Origin of the sequence: Paraburkholderia phymatum STM815, from assembly GCF_000020045.1 — a bacterium.
In the GTDB taxonomy this organism is placed as follows: domain Bacteria; phylum Pseudomonadota; class Gammaproteobacteria; order Burkholderiales; family Burkholderiaceae; genus Paraburkholderia; species Paraburkholderia phymatum.
Genome location: NC_010623.1, coordinates 988,284 through 1,007,961, shown reverse-complemented (window position 1 = coordinate 1,007,961; position 19,678 = coordinate 988,284). Strand labels below are relative to the sequence as shown.

Annotated in this window: 15 protein-coding genes; 13 read left to right on the top strand and 2 right to left on the bottom strand. The window is 62.5% G+C overall.

Annotation, left to right across the window (positions count from 1 at the left end; translation table 11 throughout):
- Position 1 precedes the first annotated feature (1 nt).
- Together catA and catC are read left to right on the top strand one after the other, a co-directional pair.
- Positions 2 to 904 carry a catechol 1,2-dioxygenase gene (catA, locus tag BPHY_RS20295; protein WP_012403324.1) on the top strand — a complete coding sequence of 301 codons (903 nt, stop codon included), beginning with the start codon at positions 2 to 4 and terminating at the stop codon, positions 902 to 904.
- Positions 905 to 1,033: 129 nt separating this feature from the next.
- Entirely contained in the window at positions 1,034 to 1,324 is a 291-nt protein-coding gene (catC, locus tag BPHY_RS20290; RefSeq protein WP_012403323.1) for a muconolactone Delta-isomerase, read from the top strand.
- A 121-nt stretch (positions 1,325 to 1,445) separates the two neighbouring features.
- Here catC and hmpA read toward each other — a convergent pair whose 3' ends face one another.
- Complete coding sequence (hmpA, locus tag BPHY_RS20285; RefSeq protein ID WP_012403322.1) at positions 1,446 to 2,627, bottom strand: NO-inducible flavohemoprotein; 1,182 nt, start codon at positions 2,625 to 2,627, stop codon at positions 1,446 to 1,448.
- A 131-nt stretch (positions 2,628 to 2,758) separates the two neighbouring features.
- Between hmpA and norR the strand changes: the two genes are divergently transcribed.
- The 10 genes from norR to BPHY_RS20235 all read left to right on the top strand — a co-directional run bounded on the left by norR (position 2,759) and on the right by BPHY_RS20235 (position 17,876).
- Positions 2,759 to 4,357, top strand: coding sequence for a nitric oxide reductase transcriptional regulator NorR (gene norR, locus BPHY_RS20280; RefSeq protein WP_012403321.1), 1,599 nt, complete (start codon positions 2,759 to 2,761; stop codon positions 4,355 to 4,357).
- 87 nt (positions 4,358 to 4,444) lie between these two features.
- On the top strand, positions 4,445 to 4,882 hold the full coding sequence (locus BPHY_RS20275; protein ID WP_012403320.1) for a MarR family winged helix-turn-helix transcriptional regulator: 438 nt from the start codon (positions 4,445 to 4,447) through the stop codon (positions 4,880 to 4,882).
- Positions 4,883 to 5,045: 163 nt separating this feature from the next.
- Complete coding sequence (locus BPHY_RS20270; protein WP_012403319.1) at positions 5,046 to 5,483, top strand: MarR family winged helix-turn-helix transcriptional regulator; 438 nt, start codon at positions 5,046 to 5,048, stop codon at positions 5,481 to 5,483.
- A gap of 35 nt (positions 5,484 to 5,518) precedes the next feature.
- Positions 5,519 to 7,027 (top strand): efflux transporter outer membrane subunit, encoded by a 1,509-nt coding sequence (locus BPHY_RS20265; RefSeq protein WP_012403318.1) that lies wholly within the window; start codon positions 5,519 to 5,521, stop codon positions 7,025 to 7,027.
- Between the two features lie 34 nt (positions 7,028 to 7,061).
- On the top strand, positions 7,062 to 8,417 hold the full coding sequence (locus BPHY_RS20260) for an HlyD family secretion protein (protein ID WP_012403317.1): 1,356 nt from the start codon (positions 7,062 to 7,064) through the stop codon (positions 8,415 to 8,417).
- A 71-nt stretch (positions 8,418 to 8,488) separates the two neighbouring features.
- A complete protein-coding gene (locus BPHY_RS20255; RefSeq protein ID WP_012403316.1) occupies positions 8,489 to 10,045 on the top strand; it encodes a DHA2 family efflux MFS transporter permease subunit in 1,557 nt (518 codons plus the stop codon).
- A gap of 563 nt (positions 10,046 to 10,608) precedes the next feature.
- Complete coding sequence (gene mprF / locus BPHY_RS20250; protein ID WP_012403315.1) at positions 10,609 to 13,203, top strand: bifunctional lysylphosphatidylglycerol flippase/synthetase MprF; 2,595 nt, start codon at positions 10,609 to 10,611, stop codon at positions 13,201 to 13,203.
- Positions 13,200 to 14,477 (top strand): virulence factor family protein, encoded by a 1,278-nt coding sequence (locus BPHY_RS20245; protein ID WP_012403314.1) that lies wholly within the window; start codon positions 13,200 to 13,202, stop codon positions 14,475 to 14,477. Before mprF ends, BPHY_RS20245 begins: the two co-directional genes overlap by 4 nt.
- 643 nt (positions 14,478 to 15,120) lie before the next feature.
- Positions 15,121 to 17,427 carry a xanthine dehydrogenase family protein molybdopterin-binding subunit gene (locus BPHY_RS20240; protein WP_012403313.1) on the top strand — a complete coding sequence of 769 codons (2,307 nt, stop codon included), beginning with the start codon at positions 15,121 to 15,123 and terminating at the stop codon, positions 17,425 to 17,427.
- The gene (locus BPHY_RS20235; RefSeq protein ID WP_012403312.1) at positions 17,415 to 17,876 is read left to right on the top strand and encodes a (2Fe-2S)-binding protein; all 462 of its coding nucleotides are present in this window, start codon (positions 17,415 to 17,417) and stop codon (positions 17,874 to 17,876) included. Before BPHY_RS20240 ends, BPHY_RS20235 begins: the two co-directional genes overlap by 13 nt.
- A gap of 28 nt (positions 17,877 to 17,904) precedes the next feature.
- Here BPHY_RS20235 and BPHY_RS20230 read toward each other — a convergent pair whose 3' ends face one another.
- A complete protein-coding gene (locus BPHY_RS20230) occupies positions 17,905 to 18,261 on the bottom strand; it encodes a BON domain-containing protein (RefSeq protein ID WP_012403311.1) in 357 nt (118 codons plus the stop codon).
- A gap of 234 nt (positions 18,262 to 18,495) precedes the next feature.
- Between BPHY_RS20230 and pobA the strand changes: the two genes are divergently transcribed.
- Entirely contained in the window at positions 18,496 to 19,668 is a 1,173-nt protein-coding gene (gene pobA, locus BPHY_RS20225; protein ID WP_012403310.1) for a 4-hydroxybenzoate 3-monooxygenase, read from the top strand.
- The last annotated feature ends 10 nt before the right edge of the window (positions 19,669 to 19,678 follow it).

Below are 19,678 nucleotides of genomic sequence, written 5' to 3'. Positions count from 1 at the left end.
CATGAACATCGAAACCATCGACGCGCTGTTGAACAAAATCAATGCAAGCGCCACGCACGAAGGCAACGCACGCACGAAGCAAGTCGTGAACCGCATCGTTCGCGATCTGTTCGTCACGATCGACGAACTCGACGTGACGCCGAACGAATTCTGGGCCGCGCTGAACTATCTTGGCGAAGCCGGCCAAAGCGGCGAATTGGGCCTGCTCGCAGCGGGTCTTGGCTTCGAACATTTTCTCGATGTGCGTCTCGACGAAGCGGAAGCGAAAGCGGGCGTCGCGGGCGGCACGCCGCGTACCATCGAAGGCCCGCTGTATGTGGCGGGCGCGCCGGAATCGACGGGGCATGCGCGGCTCGACAACGGCAACGAGCCGGGCGAAACCCTTGTGATGCGCGGCCGCGTGCTCAACGACGACGGTCAGCCGGTGAAAGGCGCGCTCGTCGAAGTGTGGCACGCGAACCATCTGGGCAACTACTCGCACTTCGACAAGTCGCAGGCCGAGTACAACCTGCGCCGCTCGATTCGCACGGATGCGGACGGCGTCTACAGCTTCCGCAGCGTCGTTCCGATCGGCTACAGCGTGCCGCCCGGCGGCAAGACGCAGCAATTGCTCGATCAGCTCGGCCGTCACGGCCATCGTCCCGCGCACATTCACTTCTTCGTATCCGCTCCCGGCTTCCGCAAGTTGACCACACAGATCAACATCGAAGGTGATCCGTATCTGTGGGACGACTTCGCATTCGCGACGCGTGAAGGTCTCGTGCCAGCCGTGAAGAAGGAAGAGGGTGCAACGGGCAAGCCTTACGGTATCGACGGCCAGTTTGCACTGATCGACTTCGACTTCAGCCTCGTCAAGGAGCGCAACGATCTGCCGACGAGCGAAGTGGAGCGTGTGCGTGCCTGATCGCGCAGCACGCCAGCAGAACGCATAGTGGTGTGAATGCGGCCGCCGCTTCAGGCGGCCGCTTCGGTTTGAGTCGCGCGAGTTGCGACCAACGAACGCCGCGCAACGAATTCATAAGGGAGTACACGCATGCTTTTTCACGTGAAGATGGTCGTCAAGCTGCCCCCGGATATGCCCGTCGAACGCGCCAATGAATTGAAGGCCACTGAAAAGGCAATGGCGCAGCGTCTGCAGAAAGAAGGTATCTGGCGGCACCTCTGGCGCATTGCGGGGCTGTACGCGAATTACAGCGTGTTCGATGTGGAAAGTCCGGCACAGTTGAACGATCTGCTGATGCAGTTGCCGCTTTATCCGTACATGGAAGTGACCGTCGACGCGATGTGCCGTCATCCGTCGTCTATTCACGAAGATGATCGCTAGACGCCATTTATGTGCAAGCCCAGATAAAAAAGGAAGAGACCAGAACATCGTCTCTTCCAAAGTACTACCGGGTAGCCTTCAATAGACAACAGCCACTACTACTGCAATACCAAACGCAACATCAATCGAGCGCTGCTGCGGGGCCGAAGAATTCGAAACGACTCTGCTTTTCCGGCACGCCGATCGCCTTCAGGTGACGCTTGACTGCCTTCATGAAAGGCTTCGGTCCAAGGAAGTACACATCGACGTCACGCGTCGCCGGCATCCATTCGATCAGACGATCTTCGTCGATAAAACCTTCCGCGTGATGCGCATCGTCCTGCTGACGGGGCTTCTCATACACATAGAAGCGCTTGAGTTGAGGATGACGCGCGGCGAGTTCGTCGATCGCGTCGCGGAACGCGTGCACGCCGCCATGACGCGTTGCGTGAATGAAGTGAATCGGGCGCGAGGTCTGCAGCGCGGCATTCAGCATCGCGAGGGTCGGCGTGATGCCGACACCGCCGCTGATCAGCACGAGCGGCTTGTCGCTATGCTCCAGCGTGAAATCGCCTGACGGCGCGTACAGATCCAGCGTGTCGCCTTCCTTGACGACATCGTGCAGATAGTTCGAGCCCTTGCCGTTCGGCTCGCGCTTTACACTGATGCGATATTCGCGTCCGTTTGCCGCAGCCGACAGCGAGTAGTTGCGGCGGATTTCTTCGCCATCGACGATCAGGCGCAATCCGATGTACTGGCCCGGCTGGAATTCGAGCACGTCGCCACCGTCGGCGGGACGCAGATAGAACGACGTGATCTCGTCGCTCTCCTTGACCTTGCGCGCGACCACGAACGGACGCGTGCCGCGCCACCCGCCCTTGGACGTTTCCTTCTCGACATACACCTTCTCTTCGAGACCGATCAGCAGGTCGGCCAGTTGACCGTACGCGGCGCCCCACGCTTCGATCACGGCATCCGTTGCGATCTCCGGCCCGAGCACTTCGCGGATCGCGCGCAGCAGACATGTGCCGACGATCGGATAATGCTCGGGCAGAATGTTTAACGCGACGTGTTTGTTGACGATCTGCGAAACCAGTCCGCCGAGTTGTTCGAGTTGTTCGATATGACGCGCATACATCAGCACCGCGTTCGCCAGCGCACGCGGTTGATCGCCGGATTGCTGGTGAGCCTGGTTGAACAGCGGGCGCACACTCGGGTACTCCGACAACATGACCTTGTAGAAGTGCGTGGTGAGCGCTTCGCCGCCGCTTTCGAGCAGCGGAACGGTTGCCTTGACGATTGCGCGATGTTCGGCTGACAGCATGAGTTGATTCCTCGCAGTGGGTCGAGTGGGTCCCGCGCGAATGCGGCGGGGTTCGGGTAGCCTGTAATGCAGCTATCGGGCCAGCTTGAAACTATCGTAAAATCAGTCGCTTAGAAACATAAGACGTGCATATGACAAGGGTTAAAACGACTACATCAGAAGTCAAATTGACTGCATCGAAAGTGCTCGATGCGCTGATTCCGCTAGTCGAAGATCTGTCGCGCGACCTGCCGGAGCGCGAGCGCTATCGCCGTCTTCTGACGACGCTGCGCACGCTTTTTCCTGGCGATGCAGCGGCCCTGCTGCGTCTCGATGACGACATCCTCGTGCCGCTCGCGATCGACGGCCTGACGGGCGATACGCTCGGCCGCCGTTTTCGCGTGAGCGACCATCCGCGGTTCGAAGCGCTGCTGTCGAGCGAGCACCCCACCCGCTTTCCCGCGCATTCGGAGTTGCCAGATCCGTACGACGGCCTCGTGCAGGGCGTGAGCGGCCATCTCGAAGTGCACGATTGCCTCGGCTGTCCTCTGCTGATCGGTGGCAGGCCGTGGGGTTTGCTGACGCTCGACTCGCTCGACCCCGAGCGTTTCGACAGCATCGACATGAACACGCTGCAGGCGTTCCTTAGCCTTGCGGCGGCGACGGTCAGCGTCGCGGAGCGCATCGACACGCTCGAACGCAATACGGAAGAAGAGCGTCAGCGCGCGGAGGCTTACCGTCAGGCGAGCGGGCAGAGCAGCCGCGAACTGGTCGGCAGCAGCACGGCGCATCAGCAGCTAATGAACGAAATCCGCGTGGTCGCGAACAGCGATCTGACCGTGCTCATCACGGGCGAAACGGGTGTAGGCAAAGAGCTTGTCGCGAACGCGATCCACACGGGTTCGCCACGCGCGAACAAGCCGATGATCAGCCTGAACTGCGCGGCGCTGCCGGATACGCTCGTCGAAAGCGAACTGTTCGGCCATGTGCGCGGTGCGTTTTCGGGCGCCTCGTCGGACCGCCGCGGTAAGTTCGAACTCGCCGATGGCGGTACGCTCTTTCTCGACGAGGTCGGCGAGTTGCCGCTCGGCGTGCAGGCGAAGCTGCTGCGCGTGCTGCAGAACGGGCAGTTGCAACGCATCGGCTCTGATAGCGAGCACAAGGTGGACGTGCGGCTCATCGCGGCGACCAATCGCGACCTCGCCGAAGAAGTCCGCGACGGGCGTTTTCGTGCTGACCTGTACCACCGGCTGAGCGTGTATCCGTTACGTGTACCGCCGTTGCGCGAGCGCGGCCGCGACGTGCTGCTGCTGGCGGGTTTTTTCCTCGAAGAGAATCGTGCGCGCCTCGGACTGCTCAGCATCCGCCTCGGGCAGGACGCGCAAACCGCGCTGCTGTCTTACAGCTGGCCCGGCAACGTGCGCGAACTGGAGCATATGATCGGCCGCAGTGCGTTCAAGGCACTGTCGCGGCATCCTGAGCGGCCGCGCATTTTGACGCTGACGGCGGCGGATCTCGGCATGTCGGCGAGCAATGGCGGCGAAGTGGCTGCGACGGCGTCGAATGCAGGTGCGGCCGATGCCGGCGCGGCGAACGCCGCCGACTTCCGCAGCGCCGTTACGGCGTACGAGCGGACGCTCGTCAGCGACGCGCTGGAGCGCAACAACCACAACTGGGCGGCTGTCGCGCGTTCGCTCGGCATGGATCGCGCGAACCTGAACCGTCTCGCCAAGCGCCTCGGGCTGAAATAGCCTTCCATTCGCAGTGCCGTCGAGACCTGATTTGGTAGTATCTGATTTGTCAGTCAGATCGCCAATCGATCATTCAGGAGGCTTCGCGTGCGTCACTACACCAAAGACAATTTCAGGCTCACGGAGAGCGTCGGCTTTCAGCTCGTCAAGGCGCGCAACCTGATCGTGACCGAGATGGACGCGGCGCTCAAAGACCTCGATATCTCCGGCCAGCAAATGGGCATCCTGCTGATGCTCAGGCAGAAACTTGCGTCGACGCCGTTCGAACTGTCGAAGATGCTCGGCATCGACACGGGCCTGATGACGCGCATGCTCGACAAGCTCGAAGCGAAAGCGCTAGTGGTCCGCTCGCGCGACCAGGAAGACCGTCGCGTCGTCAATCTCGCGCTGACGAAGGCCGGCATCGCGGTCGCCGACCAGATTCCGGAAATCGCACCCGACGTGCTGAACGCGCGCCTGAAGGACTTCTCGAAGGCCGAACTCAACGAACTGCGCCGTCTGCTGCGCAAATTCATCAGCGACTGAAACGGCCGCTTTTCTTGCCTCTCCCGCTGCCGCTCGCTCCGCGGCATTATCCGTTTGAAAGATAAGTGCTGTTGCATCTGACGGAACAATGAGTTTCGCTGACACGGCGTTGACTGTATCTGACAGGTCAATTAGTGTTCTTGCAAATAGCGAGGAGTCAAAGATGTCGCACTATTCGAAGGAAGCGTTTCATTTGACCGACAACGTCGGTTTCGCGATCAGCAAGGCGCGTAATCTGATCGTCGGGCAAATGGACGCGGCGGTGAGAGGTCTGAACGTGCGGGCTCATCACATCGGCATCTTCATGTCGCTACTGCGCGGCACGGATACGACGCCGGCGATGCTGTCGCGGCACCTGGGCATCGACACGGGCCTGATGACGCGCACGCTGGACAAGCTTGAAAGGCTCGGCATGCTGACACGTACCCGCGATCAGGACGACCGCCGCGTGGTGAATCTGGAACTGACCGAGGCCGGCCGCGAGGTTGCGCTGCGGATCACGGAGATCGCGCCCGACGTGCTCAATGCGCGGCTTCAATGCTTCACCACGGAAGAATTCGATGAACTGCGCCGTCTGCTTCGCAAGTTCCTCAACGATTGAGCATTTTTTTATCCGATTATCTGATAGGTCAGACAATGAAAAATCAATCAAATGCCGGACGGCGCGCTTCCGGCGCGCTGAAAATGGGCGTGTCCGTGATGTTCGCTGCCGTGCTGTCGGCGTGCGTCAACTACGCGGGCATTCATAGCGATGCGAAGACGACCGAACCGCAGCAGTACGCGACGCAGCAAAGCATTCCCGCCGAGTCGGGCCATTGGCCTGCCGCCAATTGGGCCGATCAGTTCGGCGACGCGCAACTGAAGGCGCTGATCGACGAGGCACTGAAGGGCAGTCCGACGCTTGAACAGGCCCGCGCCCGTGTGGCATCGGCGTCGGCGTATAGCGAAACGGCGAAGGCAAGCACGATGCCGCGCGTCGACGCCGACTATTCGCTTACGCGTCAGCAGTATTCGGGCACCGCGCTCGTGCCGCCGCCGACGGGTGGCTCGTGGCAGACGGAGAACAAGGGTCTGCTGAGCGCTTCGTACGATCTCGACCTGTGGGGCAAGAACCGCGAAGCGCTGAAGGCGGCGATCTCGCAACTGCAGGCGAGCCAGGCCGATGCCGAAGTCGTCAAGCTCACGCTGACGACTTCGATTGCGCGCACGTACAACCAGCTTGCGCGTCTGTATGCATTGCGCGATATCGCGCAGCAGGAGATCGTACAGCGCGAACAGATCGACAGAATTACGGCGGGCCGCATCGCGACGGGCCTCGATACGGAAGTCGAGCGCAAGACGGCTCAGGCGAATCTCGCGACGAGCCGCGCCACGTTGAAGTCGCTCGACGGTCAGATTCTTGCCACGCGATATCAGATCGCCGCGCTGCTCGGCGCTGGCCCGGACCGTGGACTGCAGATCGCGCGTCCCACGCTCGGCATCGGCGACGACGTGAATCTGCCCGACAACCTCCCCGCGGATCTGGTAAGCCGCCGTCCCGACATCGTCGCCGCACGCTGGCGCGTCGATGCAATGACGCACGACGTAAAGGAGGCGAAAGCCGAGTTCTATCCCGACATCAACCTGAGCGCGGCGATCGGACTCGACGCGTTCGGTTTCGGCCGATTCTTGACGGCGGCGAGCCGCACGGCATCCGTCGGTCCCGCGATACATCTGCCCATCTTCGATGCCGGCGAACTACGCGCGCAACTGAAGGGCCGTTACGCCGATTTCGACTATGCCGTCGCAACCTACAACCAGACGCTCGTTACCGCGTTGAGCGAGGTTGCCACGCAACTTGCCGGCGTGCGTTCGACGGACGGCCAACTCGTCGACGCGCAAACCGCACAGGACGCCGCGCGCCAGGCCGATTCGCTCGCACTCGTGCAATACAAGGCCGGGCTCACGAACCAGCTGACGGTATTGAATGCCGATGTGAATGCGCTTGCCGCCGATCAGGCCGTTGCGAACCTGCGAATGGACCGCCGCGATCAGCAGATCGCGCTGGCATCCGCGCTGGGCGGCGGCTTCGTCGATACCTCGAACACGGACCAGAACGCGCACGTCACGTCCGCCCCTGAAACGTCTGCCAACGCCGCGCATTGAGCGCCTACCGATCGAATTGCCAGGAGAACAGAACATGAGCGAAATCGAAACCACCGAGCGCGATACGCCGCAAACGCCGCAAACGCCGCAAACGCCGCAAACGCCGCAAACGCCGCAAACGCCGCAAACGCCGCAAACGCCGCAAGCGAAGCCCGAAGCGGCGGCGGCCCCGGCTGCGGGCGCGGCGGAACCGAATACGCGCAAGCGCAAGCTGCTGCTGTCGCTGCTCGGCGTGGCCGTCGTCACATCGGCTGCCGCGTACGGCGCGTACTACATGACGGTTGCGCGCTACCACGAGACCACGGACGACGCCTACGTGAGCGGCAATCTCGTGCAACTCACGCCGCAAGTGACGGGCACCGTCATCGCCGTGAATGCCGACGATACGCAGATCGTGAAGATGGGCGACCCCGTCGTGAAACTCGACGATGCCGATGCGAAGGTCGCGCTCGGAAACGCAGAAGCGACGCTCGGGCAGACCGTTCGGCAAGTCAGCAGCCTGTACGTGAACAACGATTTCTACGCGGCGAACGTCGCGCAGAAGCAATCGGATCTGGCGCGCGCGCAGGACGATCTGCGCCGCCGCCAGGCCGTCGCCGGCACGGGCGCAGTGTCCGCCGAAGACATCGCCCACGCACGCGACACCGTGACGGCCGCGCAGGCCGCGCTCGACGCTGCGCGTCAGCAGGCGCAAGCGAACCGTGCTTTGACCGATCGCACGACGGTCGCGCAGCACCCGAACGTGCAGGCCGCGGCGTCAAAGGTGCGCGACGCGTACCTCGCGTATGCGCGCAACACGCTGCCCGCGCCTGTCACCGGGTATGTTGCAAAGCGTTCGGTGCAAGTCGGACAGCGTGTGTCGCCGGGCACGCCGTTGATGGCCGTGGTGCCGCTCGACGGCGTATGGGTCGACGCGAACTACAAGGAGAGCCAGCTGCGCAACATGCGCATCGGCCAGCCCGTCATGCTGACGGCCGACGTGTACGGCGGCAAGGTTCGGTATCACGGCCGCGTCGTCGGCTTCTCCGCCGGCACGGGCAGCGCGTTCGCCACGCTGCCCGCGCAGAACGCAACGGGCAACTGGATCAAGGTCGTGCAACGACTGCCCGCGCGCATCCAGCTCGACGAGAAGGAACTCGAAGCGCATCCACTGCGGATCGGACTGTCGATGGAAGTCGACGTGGATACGCGCGACAACACGGGCGCGCAACTCGGCGCCGCCCTGAATACGACGTATCGCACCGACGTGTTTGCCGAATACGGCGCGCAGGCCGACGCGGAGATCGACAGGATCATCGCGCAGAACATGGTGCCGACTCATGCGGAGTCCCGGCCGTTCGCCAAGCGCGAAACCGGCGATAAAGCCGGCACGGCACAGCACGCGGGCTAAAGCAGAGCGGAGACGCGGTCCATCGACGTGTCTTCGCTTACCCGATTACCTGACAGGTCAGATAAAAAGCCATGCAACCCTCGACGCAAACTGCACCCCAGCCTTTCACAGGCGGCAAGCTGGTGCTCGCAACACTCGCCGTCGCGCTCGCGACGTTCATGAACGTACTGGACTCGTCCATTGCGAACGTCGCCATCCCGACCATCTCGGGCAATCTCGGCGTATCCGTCGACGAAGGCACGTGGGTCATCACGCTGTTTTCGGCCGCCAACGCCGTCGCGATTCCGCTGACGGGCTGGCTCACGCAGCGGGTCGGGCAGATCAAGCTGTTCGTCGCGTCGATCCTGCTGTTCGTGTTCTCTTCGTGGTTGTGCGGCGTCGCGCCGAACCTCGTCGTGCTGCTCGCCGCCCGCGTGTTGCAGGGCCTCGTGGCGGGGCCGCTGACGCCGCTCTCGCAAGCCATTCTGCTCGCCTCGTATCCGAAGGAAAAAAGCTCGACGGCGTTGTCGCTGTGGGCGATGACGGCGACCGTCGGCCCGATTGCGGGCCCCGCGCTCGGCGGCTGGATCACCGATAGCTACAGCTGGTCGTGGATCTTCTACATCAATATACCCGTGGGCCTGTTCGCCGGGGCCGTGACGTGGTTGCTCTATCGCGACCGCGAATCGCCGACGCGCAAGCTGCCGATCGACAAGGTCGGACTGCTGTCGCTTGCCGTGTGGGTCGGCACATTGCAGATCATGCTCGACAAAGGCAAGGATCTCGACTGGTTCAGCTCGCCGGTGATCTGGACGCTGACGGTCGTCGCGGCCATCAGCTTCGTGTTCTTCCTGATCTGGGAATTCACGGAGAAGAACCCGATCGTCGATCTGCGTCTCTTTGCGGGGCAGAACTTCCGCGGCGGCACGATTGCGATTTCGGTTGCGTATGCGGTGTTCTTTGCGAACCTTGTGATCCTGCCGCAATGGATTCAGGGCTATCTGGGCTATCGCTCGGTCGACGCAGGCCTCGTCACGGCGCCGCTCGGGGTCTTCGCCGTGCTGCTCGCGCCCGTGATGGCGAAGATCGTGCCCAGGTCCGACGCGCGTGTGCTCGCGACGCTCGCCTTCATCGGCTTCGCAGGGGTGTTCATCATGCGCTCGCACTACACGACAGGCGTCGATCAATGGACGCTGGTTCTGCCGACACTGCTGCAAGGCATTCCGATGGCGCTGTTCTTCGTACCGTTGACGGCCATCATCCTGTCCGGCTTGCCCGCCGACAAGATTCCCGCCGCCGCGGGGCTGTCGAATTTCGTGCGCATTTTCGCGGGCGGCGTGGGCACGTCGCTGATCACGACAGGCTGGGACAACCGGACGATCCTGCATCATGCGCAACTGGCTGAGCAGTCCAGCCTCAACAACCCGGATTACGCGAACGCGCTGACGAGCATTCACGCGACGCTCGGCGGCGGCGCGGATCAGGCCGTCGCGTTCTTCGAACGGTCGCTCAACGCGCAGGCCGCGATGCTCGGCCTGAACGACGTCTTCTGGCTGTCGTCGATGATCTTCATCGTGATCATTCCGCTTATCTGGCTGACGAAACCGGCCAAGGGCGGCGGCGGCGCCGCGGCGTCGGGCGCGCACTGAGCACCGTACGCGAGTTGAAATGAAAAGCCCCGGTCGGCAACGTGACTGGGGCTTTTCGCATTGGGGCAGCGGGAGATCGGTTCGCTGTCTGTCGCGCAAACGTAGGGTGATGAAAGCCCGCGGAACGTTCGATAAGGGTAAACGTAAGGTCAAGATCTGGTATCGTGCGTCCGGGCTCGAATGGATGAAATGGGGCAGGGTTTGTACCAGCCGGTTCATCTGCCGCGCTGCCCCGGCTGGAAAGCGAAACCGCATGCGGGCTGCGGCGGTGAGTGCCGACTGGCAGCCGTGTGCCGAAGCGCCTCGGAGCACAGGAAATTCGACTCAATTACAGATCGGTCATCCTTCACATCAGGTTTTCTTAAGCGAAAACTGCAAAAAATCGCCTTCGGGTCGTTCCCGATGTCAACCTTTTGTGCAATTTGCCGTTGTCCATTTGTAAAGAGTTGAAACAGGCGAAAGCTGGACGGCGATAGCGTCCGGCGCGCTCCGAAACCCAACCTCATTCGATGCGTTAGCAACGAGACCATTGCTGCTGCATCAGGCAACACCCGGATTTATCCATGTCTGACCATCCCCGCTCTACCTTCAGCCGCGCGGCCGCGCTGCTTCAGCGAGCCTGCGCCGCTGCCGGCAGCCGCCGCGTGCTGTCGCCTGCGCTGTCGCTGGGCGTCTGCGTGCTGCTGCTGATCGTGTTCCAGCACCTGTCGCAGGCAGTCGATTACCGCTCGGTGATCCGTCATTTGCGGCACCTGACGGCGGGCGAGTGGTCGGCTGCTCTCGGCGCGACGATCCTCAGCTATATCGCCCTCGTCGGGCGCGACGCAGTCGGGCTGCGCTACATCGGCAAGCGGGTGCCGCGCGTGGCGCTGTGGATCGGCGCGACGGCGGGCTCGGCGCTCGGCAATGCGACCGGCTTTGGCGCGCTGACGGGCGGCGCGGTGCGCGCGCGTGTCTACGCCGTCGCCGACGTGACGCCGGCGCAGATCGGCCGCATGACGGTATTCACGAGCGTGTCGCTGGCGCTCGCGCTCGTTCTGATGACTGCGCTCGGCATGCTGTGCGACGCGTCGACGCTCGCGCCCATGCTGCACAGCCCGCCGGGCGCGCTCGCGTGGGGCGGCACGGCGCTGCTCACGGTGCTCGGCCTCATGACGCTCGCGTGCGGCAAGCGCACCCGGCAAATCCGGACGCGCTGGAACTGGCTTTCGTTCGATATCCCTGCGCGCCGCGATTTCATCGAGCAGATCCTGCTGGCCGTGCTCGACGTCGTCGCAGCGGGCCTTGCGTTGTGGGCGCTTCTGCCGCATGCGCACGTCGGCTTCGTGTCGTTCATCACGATCTACGCGGCCGCGATGCTGCTCGGCCTGATCGGCCATACGCCGGGCGGCGTCGGCGTGTTCGAGGCGGCGATGGTGTTCGCGCTAGGCGGCAGCGTTCAGACGCATTCGATGGTCGCCGCGCTCCTCGCGTATCGCGCGATCTATTTCGGCCTGCCGCTGATCGTGTCGGCGGGCCTGCTGGCCGGCTTCGAAGGGCGTGCGCTGAAGAAGCACCTGCCGCTGCATCACGCGGCAACCGTGTCGCAACTGGCGCCGTTGTTTCTTAGCCTGTTGACTTTCGTAGTCGGCGGCATGCTGGTGATTTCCAGCGCGACGCCTGCCTTCTTGCAGCGCATCGCCATTCTGCGCGACCTGGTGCCGCTGTGGGTGCTCGAAAGCTCGCAGATGTTGTGCAGCATCGTGGGCGTCGCGCTGCTGTTCGTTGCGCGCGGCCTGTTGCGCCGTCTCGATGCGGCCTGGTGGTTGACGCTGGGTCTCGCTGTCGTGAGTCTCGCGCTCTCGCTGACGAAGGGCCTTGCGTTCGTCGAAGCAGGCGTGCTGACGACGCTGATCGTGCTGTTGATCGCCACGCGCTCGCGCTTCAACCGCCGCTCGTCGCTGTTCGCCGAGCCCTTCACGGCGGGCTGGCTGGTTTCAGTGGCGATGGTGCTGATGCTCGCGGTGTGGGTGATGCTGTTCGCGTTCCGCGACGTGCCGTATACGCGCGACCTATGGTGGCAATTCGCGTTCGACGAGCGCGCGCCGCGTGCGTTGCGGGCGACGCTTGCCGCGAGCCTGTTCGCCGCGACCTTCTGCTTCTGGCAATTGCTGCGTCCCGCTGCCGGCCGCTTCGTGAAGCCCGCGCAACAGGATCTCGCGGACGCCGCGCGCATCTTCCGCGCGCAGGAGCGCAGCGACGCAGGCCTCGCGTTGATGGGCGACAAGAGCTTCCTGTTCTCCGAGTCGCGCCAGGCGTTCCTGATGTACGCGAAGTACGGCCGCACATGGGCGGCGTTGCACGATCCCGTCGGACCGCGAGCGGAATGGGCGGATCTGATCAGGAAATTCGTGGCGCTCGCGCATGCGCACGGCGGCCGCGCCGCGTTCTATCAGGTGCGCGCGAATGCGCTGCCGCTGTATCTCGACGCCGGCCTTACGCTGATGAAACTCGGCGAAGAAGCGCACGTCGTGCTCGATGAATTCGATCTGAAGGGCCCGCATCGCGCGCACCTGCGCTATGCGCTCAAGCGCTGCGAGCGCGATGGCTTCTCTGTCGAAGTGATCGAGCCCGCGCGCGTGCCCGAATCGATCGCGACGCTGCGCACGATTTCCGACGGCTGGCTCGACAGCCGCGATGCGCGCGAAAAGAGCTTCTCGGTTGCCGCGTTTACGGAAGACTATCTCGCTGCACAATCGGTGATGCTCGTGCGTCAGAAGGGCGAGCCCGTCGCATTCGTCACGTTCATGACGACCGATCTCAACACGGAGGCGACCGTCGGCGTGATGCGCCACGTGCCGCAGGCATCGCCGTACGCGATGGAATATCTGTTCACGCAGCTCGCGTTGCATCTGAAGCAGGCGGACTTCCGTTCGCTGAGCCTCGGCATCGCGCCGTTCTCCGGCATGTCGCCGACGCCGCTCGCGTCGCGCTGGCATCGTCTTGCGAACATCGTGTGGCGCTTCGGCGGCCGCTTCTACAACTTCCGCGGACTGCGCGCTTTCAAGAGCAAATTCCAGCCTCATTGGGAGCCGCGCTATCTCGCTGCATCCGGTTCAGTCGGCGTGTTCTTCACGCTTGCCGACCTTTCGCTGCTGGCAGGGGGCCGGCGTTCATGATCATGCAAAAGTTTTACCGGCTCGCCGCACTGGCGAGCGTTTCGTTGTGCTCGCTCGCCGGCGTAGCGCCGACGGCGCACGCGTATGAGACCTTGCCGGGCGGCCGCTATGGCAACGTCACGGTGACGAAGCCCGTGGCCGATGTGCGCGGCTTCGTCGTGCTGTTCTCGCGTGAAAGCGGCTGGAATCCGGCCGACCAGCAGGCCGCCGACGCGCTCGCGAAGAACGGCGCGATGGTGGTCGGCGTCGACACCGCGAAGTACGCCGCGAATCTCGCTGCAAAGAAGGAAGCGTGTCATCAGCTGGTAGGCGATGCGGAAGCCGTGAGCCATCAGCTTGAGCGGCAGGTGCAATCGAACCGCTATTTCATGCCCATCGTCGCCGGTACGGGCCAAGGTGCGACGCTTGCGATGCAGGTGCTCAAGCAGGCGCCCGAAAACACCGTGGCGGGCGCTGTATCCGTCGCGGCGCAGGGCAATCTGGACAAGCGCTTCAACCCGTGCGCGCCGGACCCGACCGTGACGCACGGCCCCGGTCTGCCCGGTTTCGCGGAAACGGATGCGAACCCGTCGGCGGGCACGCAGCGCATCGTCGAACTGACGACGCCGCATCTGCGCGTCGCGGTGATGAAGGAAGAGGACGTCTCCGATCTGCCGCTGATCGAACTGCCCGCTGCGCATCCGACGGGCTTGATGGCCATCGTGATTTCCGGCGACGGCGGCTGGCGCGACCTCGACAAGACGATCGCCGAAGAATTGCAAAAGGACGGTGTTTCCGTGATTGGCTGGGACAGCCTGCGTTACTTCTGGTCCGAGCACTCTCCGCAGCAGACGAGCCACGACCTCGCACGTGTACTGCAAACCTACGCGACGCGCTGGCACGCGGATCACGTTGCGCTGATCGGCTATTCGTTCGGTGCAGACGTGATGCCGTTCGCGTACAACCGTTTGCCCGACGGCTTGCGCGCCAAGGTCTCGCTGATCTCGCTGCTGGGCTTCGCGCCCTCGGCGGACTTCCAGATTCGCGTGACGGGCTGGCTCGGTATGCCCGCGAGCGACAAGGCGCTGCCGGTGAAGCCGGAGTTTGAACGTCTGCCGCCCAGGATCGTGCAGTGCTTTTACGGCGAGCACGAGGACGAGACGCTTTGTCCGACGCTCACCAAAACGGGTATCGAAGTGATCCGCACGACGGGCGATCATCACTTCGGGCACGATTACGTCGCGCTTGAAAAACGCATTCTCAATGCATTGAAAAAGCAGGCCAACGGAGTCTGAAAGAGAAGCGGGCAATGAAACGCGGGTGTACTCCCCAAAGGGCGTACCCCGCGTTTGTACTTCTGCAAGGCGATCGCAATGATCGCGCTGGCTGTGCGTCCTCAGTGGAAAATCAGATACAGAATCACAAGGACGATAAGCGGCACACCTAGCAACCAACCAATCAGATAAGGCATCTCTCTTCTCCCTGTGCGACTGCCGAGACCACACGGTCGTCGTGACACAGCGCTTGCCGATCAATAATGCAAGCGATATGCCACTGCGTTCGAGTCGCAGTGCAGCATGAATGCCGACATGCGCCAAAGCCTTGTCGCAGCGTGCTTCAAACGCATTCGGGCGGCACCTGGATGAGTGCGCTTATTGCAGTTCGCAGGCGTGTAGCGCTAAATGGCAATGCGCGATTTGCCGCATCGTCGCAATCTTTTCCGCCTCAACTTTCCGTTCATTCGATGCGGCGAAATTTGCAACGCGCACTAATATGAACGTTGATGGAAAGGAGTGGCGCTTGTGGAGCCGGACAGATTGTAGATGTCGCGGACGCGCGCAGCGGCGCAACGGCAGTGCTTGAATTCGCAGGGGTTTCAGTTGAGCCGCGGCTGGTGCGTTTTACTGGTGTCCATGCTGGATTCCTCTGAGAGATGCCATGCTGAAGCGTCGAACCTTCCTTCTGGGCGGCGTGGGCGTAGCCGGTGCCCTCGTGATCGGATGGTCGGCGCTGCCGCCGCGTCAGCGCCTCGTGACGTCGGAGCCGATGCCCGTGCGTCCCGGCGAAGCCGCGCTCAATGGCTACGTGAAGATAGCCGCCGACAACACCGTCACCGTGGTGATGTGCAGGACGGAGATGGGGCAGGGCGTGCATACGGGGCTCGCGATGCTGATCGCAGAAGAACTCGACGCGAACTGGGACGACATTCGCGTGGCCAATGCGCCGCTCGACGACATCTATAACAATATCGAAAGCGTGGCAGGCGATCTGCCGTTTCGCCCTGACAATGACGGCGTCGTCAAGGAAGCCGTGGTATGGCTCACGCGCAAGCTCGCGCGCGATTTTGGCACGGTGATGACGGGAGGCTCGTCCTCGATCAACGATCTCTGGCTGCCGATGCGCGAAGCGGGCGCATGCGCGCGCACGATGCTGATCGCGGCGGCCGCCGGACGCTGGGACGTGAGGGCCGCCGACTGTCGCATCGAAAAAGGTATGGTGGTGCACGACGCCGGGCACAAGGCGGCGTTCGGGCAACTCGCGATGGCGGCATCGCGTCAACCGCTGCCGCGCAAACCCGTGCTGAAGGATCCCGAGAAATTCCAGCTGATCGGCAAGCCGATCACACGCATCGACGCCGCGTCGAAGCTCAACGGCAGCGCGGTCTTCGGCATCGATGTCGTCCCTGACGGCCTGCTCTACGCCAGCATCGTGATGTGTCCGACGCACGGCGGAACCGTTGCCCATTTCGACGCTTCGGCCGCGGCAGCGCTGGCGGGCGTGCGCAAGATTTTCGCCGTCGATGCGTACAACGGCGGCACGGGCGGTGTCGCGGTGGTCGCGGAGAACATGTTCATCGCCATGAAAGCCATCGACGCGCTGACGATCAACTGGAATGACGGCCCCATGAAAGGGCTGACGGTCCCTGACATCGACAAGCGCCTCACGCAGGCGCTCGACGAAAGCGAAGGGCATGCGTGGTATAGCCACGGCGATGTCGACGGCGCACTGAAACGCGCCGCGCACACGCTAAAGGCGGAGTATCGCGCGCCCTACCTCGCGCATGCTGCACTGGAGCCCGTGAATTGCACGGCGCAAGTGAAAGACGGCAAGGCGACGGTGTGGGCGGCGACGCAGGTGCCTGCCGTCGCGCGCATGCACGTCGCGCGAGTGCTCGGCATCGGAACGGAACAGGTCGATCTGCAGCAGCAAATGCCGGGCGGCGCGTTCGGGCGCAGGCTCGAAGTCGACTTCATCGCGCAGGCAGTCGCTATCGCACGCGAAGCAGAGGGACGGCCCGTGCAGACGCTCTGGACGCGTCAGCAGGACATGCGTCACGACTTCTATCGGCCAGCATGCGTGTCGCGCTTCCATGCGGGACTCGATGAACAAGGGCGCCTGATTGCGTGGCACAACGCATCGGTGAGCCAGTCGATCGTCGCCGGATGGCTGGCGCGCAACTACCGCATTCCCGATCTCGGCCTGAACTTCGACAAGACCGTTTCAGAAGGCGCATTCGATCAGCCTTATGAAATGCCGAACGTGTGGATCGGGCAACGCACGATACAGCTGCCGATGCCAGTCGGCTTCTGGCGTTCCGTCGGCCATTCGCATCAGGCGTTTTTTATCGAAAGCTTTATCGATGAACTGGCTGCGTTGGCGCGCAAAGACCCCGTCGTGTTTCGCGCGAGCATGCTGACGAAGCATCCAAGGCATCTCGCCGTCTTGCAGAAAGTGGCGAGCATGTCCGGCTGGCGCATGCCCGCCGTATGGACGGCCAAGGACGTCAGGCATGCTCGCGGCGTCGCGCTGCATGAGGCCTTCGGCAGCGTGGTCGGGCAAGTGGCGCAGGTTTCGCTGCAGAAGGACGGCACGGTGAAGGTCGAGCATGTGTATTGCGCGATCGATTGCGGCCTGCCCGTCAATCCCAACCTCATCCGTCAGCAGGTGGAGGGCGCGATTGTGTTCGGACTTTCCGCTGCGTTCAAGGAAGAAATCACGCTGAAGGATGGCGCAGTCGTTCAAGGCCTGTACAGCGAATACGATGTGGTACGAATGGACGAGTGCCCGGATATCACCGTCGAAATCATGCCGTCCAAAAGCCATCCGCAAGGCGTGGGCGAGACCGCCGTGCCGCCAGTTGCACCCGCCGTCGCGAACGCGCTCTGCGCGCTGACAGGCACGCGCGATTACGCGTTGCCGCTCAAACACAAGCTGTATGTCGGGGGGGCAACATGCGCAAGCTGAATCTCAATGGCAAGTCAGTCGAGGTGCATTCGGACCCCGACACGCCGCTGCTTTGGGTGTTGCGTTGCGAACTGAAGATGACGGGAACGAAATTCGGCTGCGGCGTGGGCGTGTGCGGCGCATGCACGGTGCACGTCGGCAAGGATGCGAAGACGTCGTGCCAGGAAAAGCTTTCCGATATCGGCGCGAATCCCGTCACGACGATAGAAGGCTTGCAAGGACCGCAAGCACGCGCATTGAGAGACGCGTGGATGCGCGTCGACGTCGTGCAATGCGGCTATTGCCAGAGCGCTCAACTGATGGCGGCAAGTGCGCTGATACAGCGCAATCCGACACCGAGCGCAAAGGACATAGACTGCGCGATGCACGGGATTATCTGCCGATGCGGCACCTATCCGCGCATCAGGCAAGCCATTCTCGAAGCGACGGGGCAGGGCAAGCGAACCTGACTTGCCCGTCTGACCACGTACCCGTCGATCAATTATTCCCGTGCGAATACAGCGTCAGCTTGTTGGTGACCGACGTCACGCCCTGCACGCCTTTCGCTATTTCCGCCGCCTGCTCGATCTGCGATCCCTCCCGCACGCTGCCCGATAACGTCACGGCGCCGCCACGCGCTTTCACGAAAACGTTCGATACGTTGAAGCCCGGTGCTTTCGACAAAGCCTTGCGCACGTCACGTGCGAGCATCTTGTCCGCGGGTGTCGCCTTCTTCGAATGGGTAGCGGGAGCGGACGCCATCGACGTCGCATCGCTCGCTTGCGCATACACGTATGACGTCAGCGTCACGCAACCGACGGCGGCAAGCCACTGCACGGCCTTGCGAATCTTCATGATTGCTTTCTCCTTGTTTGCGTTCGGACCGCTCAACGGGACCGCTCAGTAAAGATAGGCAAACAATCCACTTCCACCAAAGCCGCGCCTAGCTTACTGGGGAAAACCCGCATCCCTCTACTATCGCGAATAGAGATAACGCTTATTCTCCCTATTGCGTTGCTCGATAGAAGCGTCGGCGGCACACTTTGAGCCACATCAAAGAAACGCACCACGCATTCAGGAGACACATTCATGCGTACGCAAGTCGGCATCATTGGCGCTGGTCCTGCTGGACTGCTTCTCTCCCATCTTCTTCATCTGCAGGGTATTGATTCCGTCGTGCTCGAATCGCGCAGCCGCGATCAGATCGAATCGACGATCCGCGCAGGCGTGCTCGAGCAGGGCACGATGGATCTGCTCACGGAAACCGGCGTAGGCGAGCGGATGAAAGCGGAAGGTGCGCTGCATCACGGCTTCGAACTCGCGTTTGAAGGCAAGCGCCGCCGCATCGATCTCACTGACCTCACGGGCAAAGCGATCACGGTCTACGCGCAGCACGAAGTCATCAAGGATCTGGTCGCCGCGCGTATGGCGGCGCAAGGGGAGTTGCGTTTCGGCGTGTCGGAAGTGTCGTTGCACGATATCGACGGTGCTGCGCCGGCTATCCGTTATCGCCATCAAGGTGAAGCGCATGAATTGCAATGTGATTTCATCATCGGCTGCGACGGCTCGCAGGGCATTTCGCGCAACGCGATTCCCGAAGCACTCCGCCGCGACTATCAGCGGGTTTATCCGTTTGGCTGGTTCGGCATTCTGGCCGAAGCGCCGCCCAGTTCCGACGAATTGATCTATGCGCGTCACGAGCGCGGCTTTGCGCTGGTCAGCACGCGCTCGCCGAACGTGCAGCGCATGTACTTCCAGTGCGACCCGAGCGACAACGTGGACAACTGGTCCGACGATCGCATCTGGGCGGAAATGCATGCACGCGTCGATTCGGATGAAGGCCACAAGGTGGTTGAAGGCAAGATCTTCCAGAAGAACATTGTCGGCATGCGCAGTTTCGTGTCGACGACGATGCAGCACGGGCGCCTGTTCCTCGCCGGTGACGCAGCGCATATCGTGCCGCCCACAGGCGCGAAAGGTTTGAATCTCGCTGTTTCCGACGTGCGCATTTTGTCGGATGCATTGCGCGCGTTCTACAAGGAAGACGGCAGCGATCAGCTGGAACGCTATAGCGAAACGGCGCTGAAGCGAATCTGGCGCGCAGAACATTTCTCGTACTGGATGACGCGCATGATGCACCGTCTCGATGATGCATCGCCATTCGAGCAGCAATTGCAGGTTGCGGAACTCGAGCATGTGACCACTTCGCGCAGCGCGGCGATTTCGATGGCCGAGAACTACGTCGGCGCGGTGGCGGTTTAAGGACTGACCG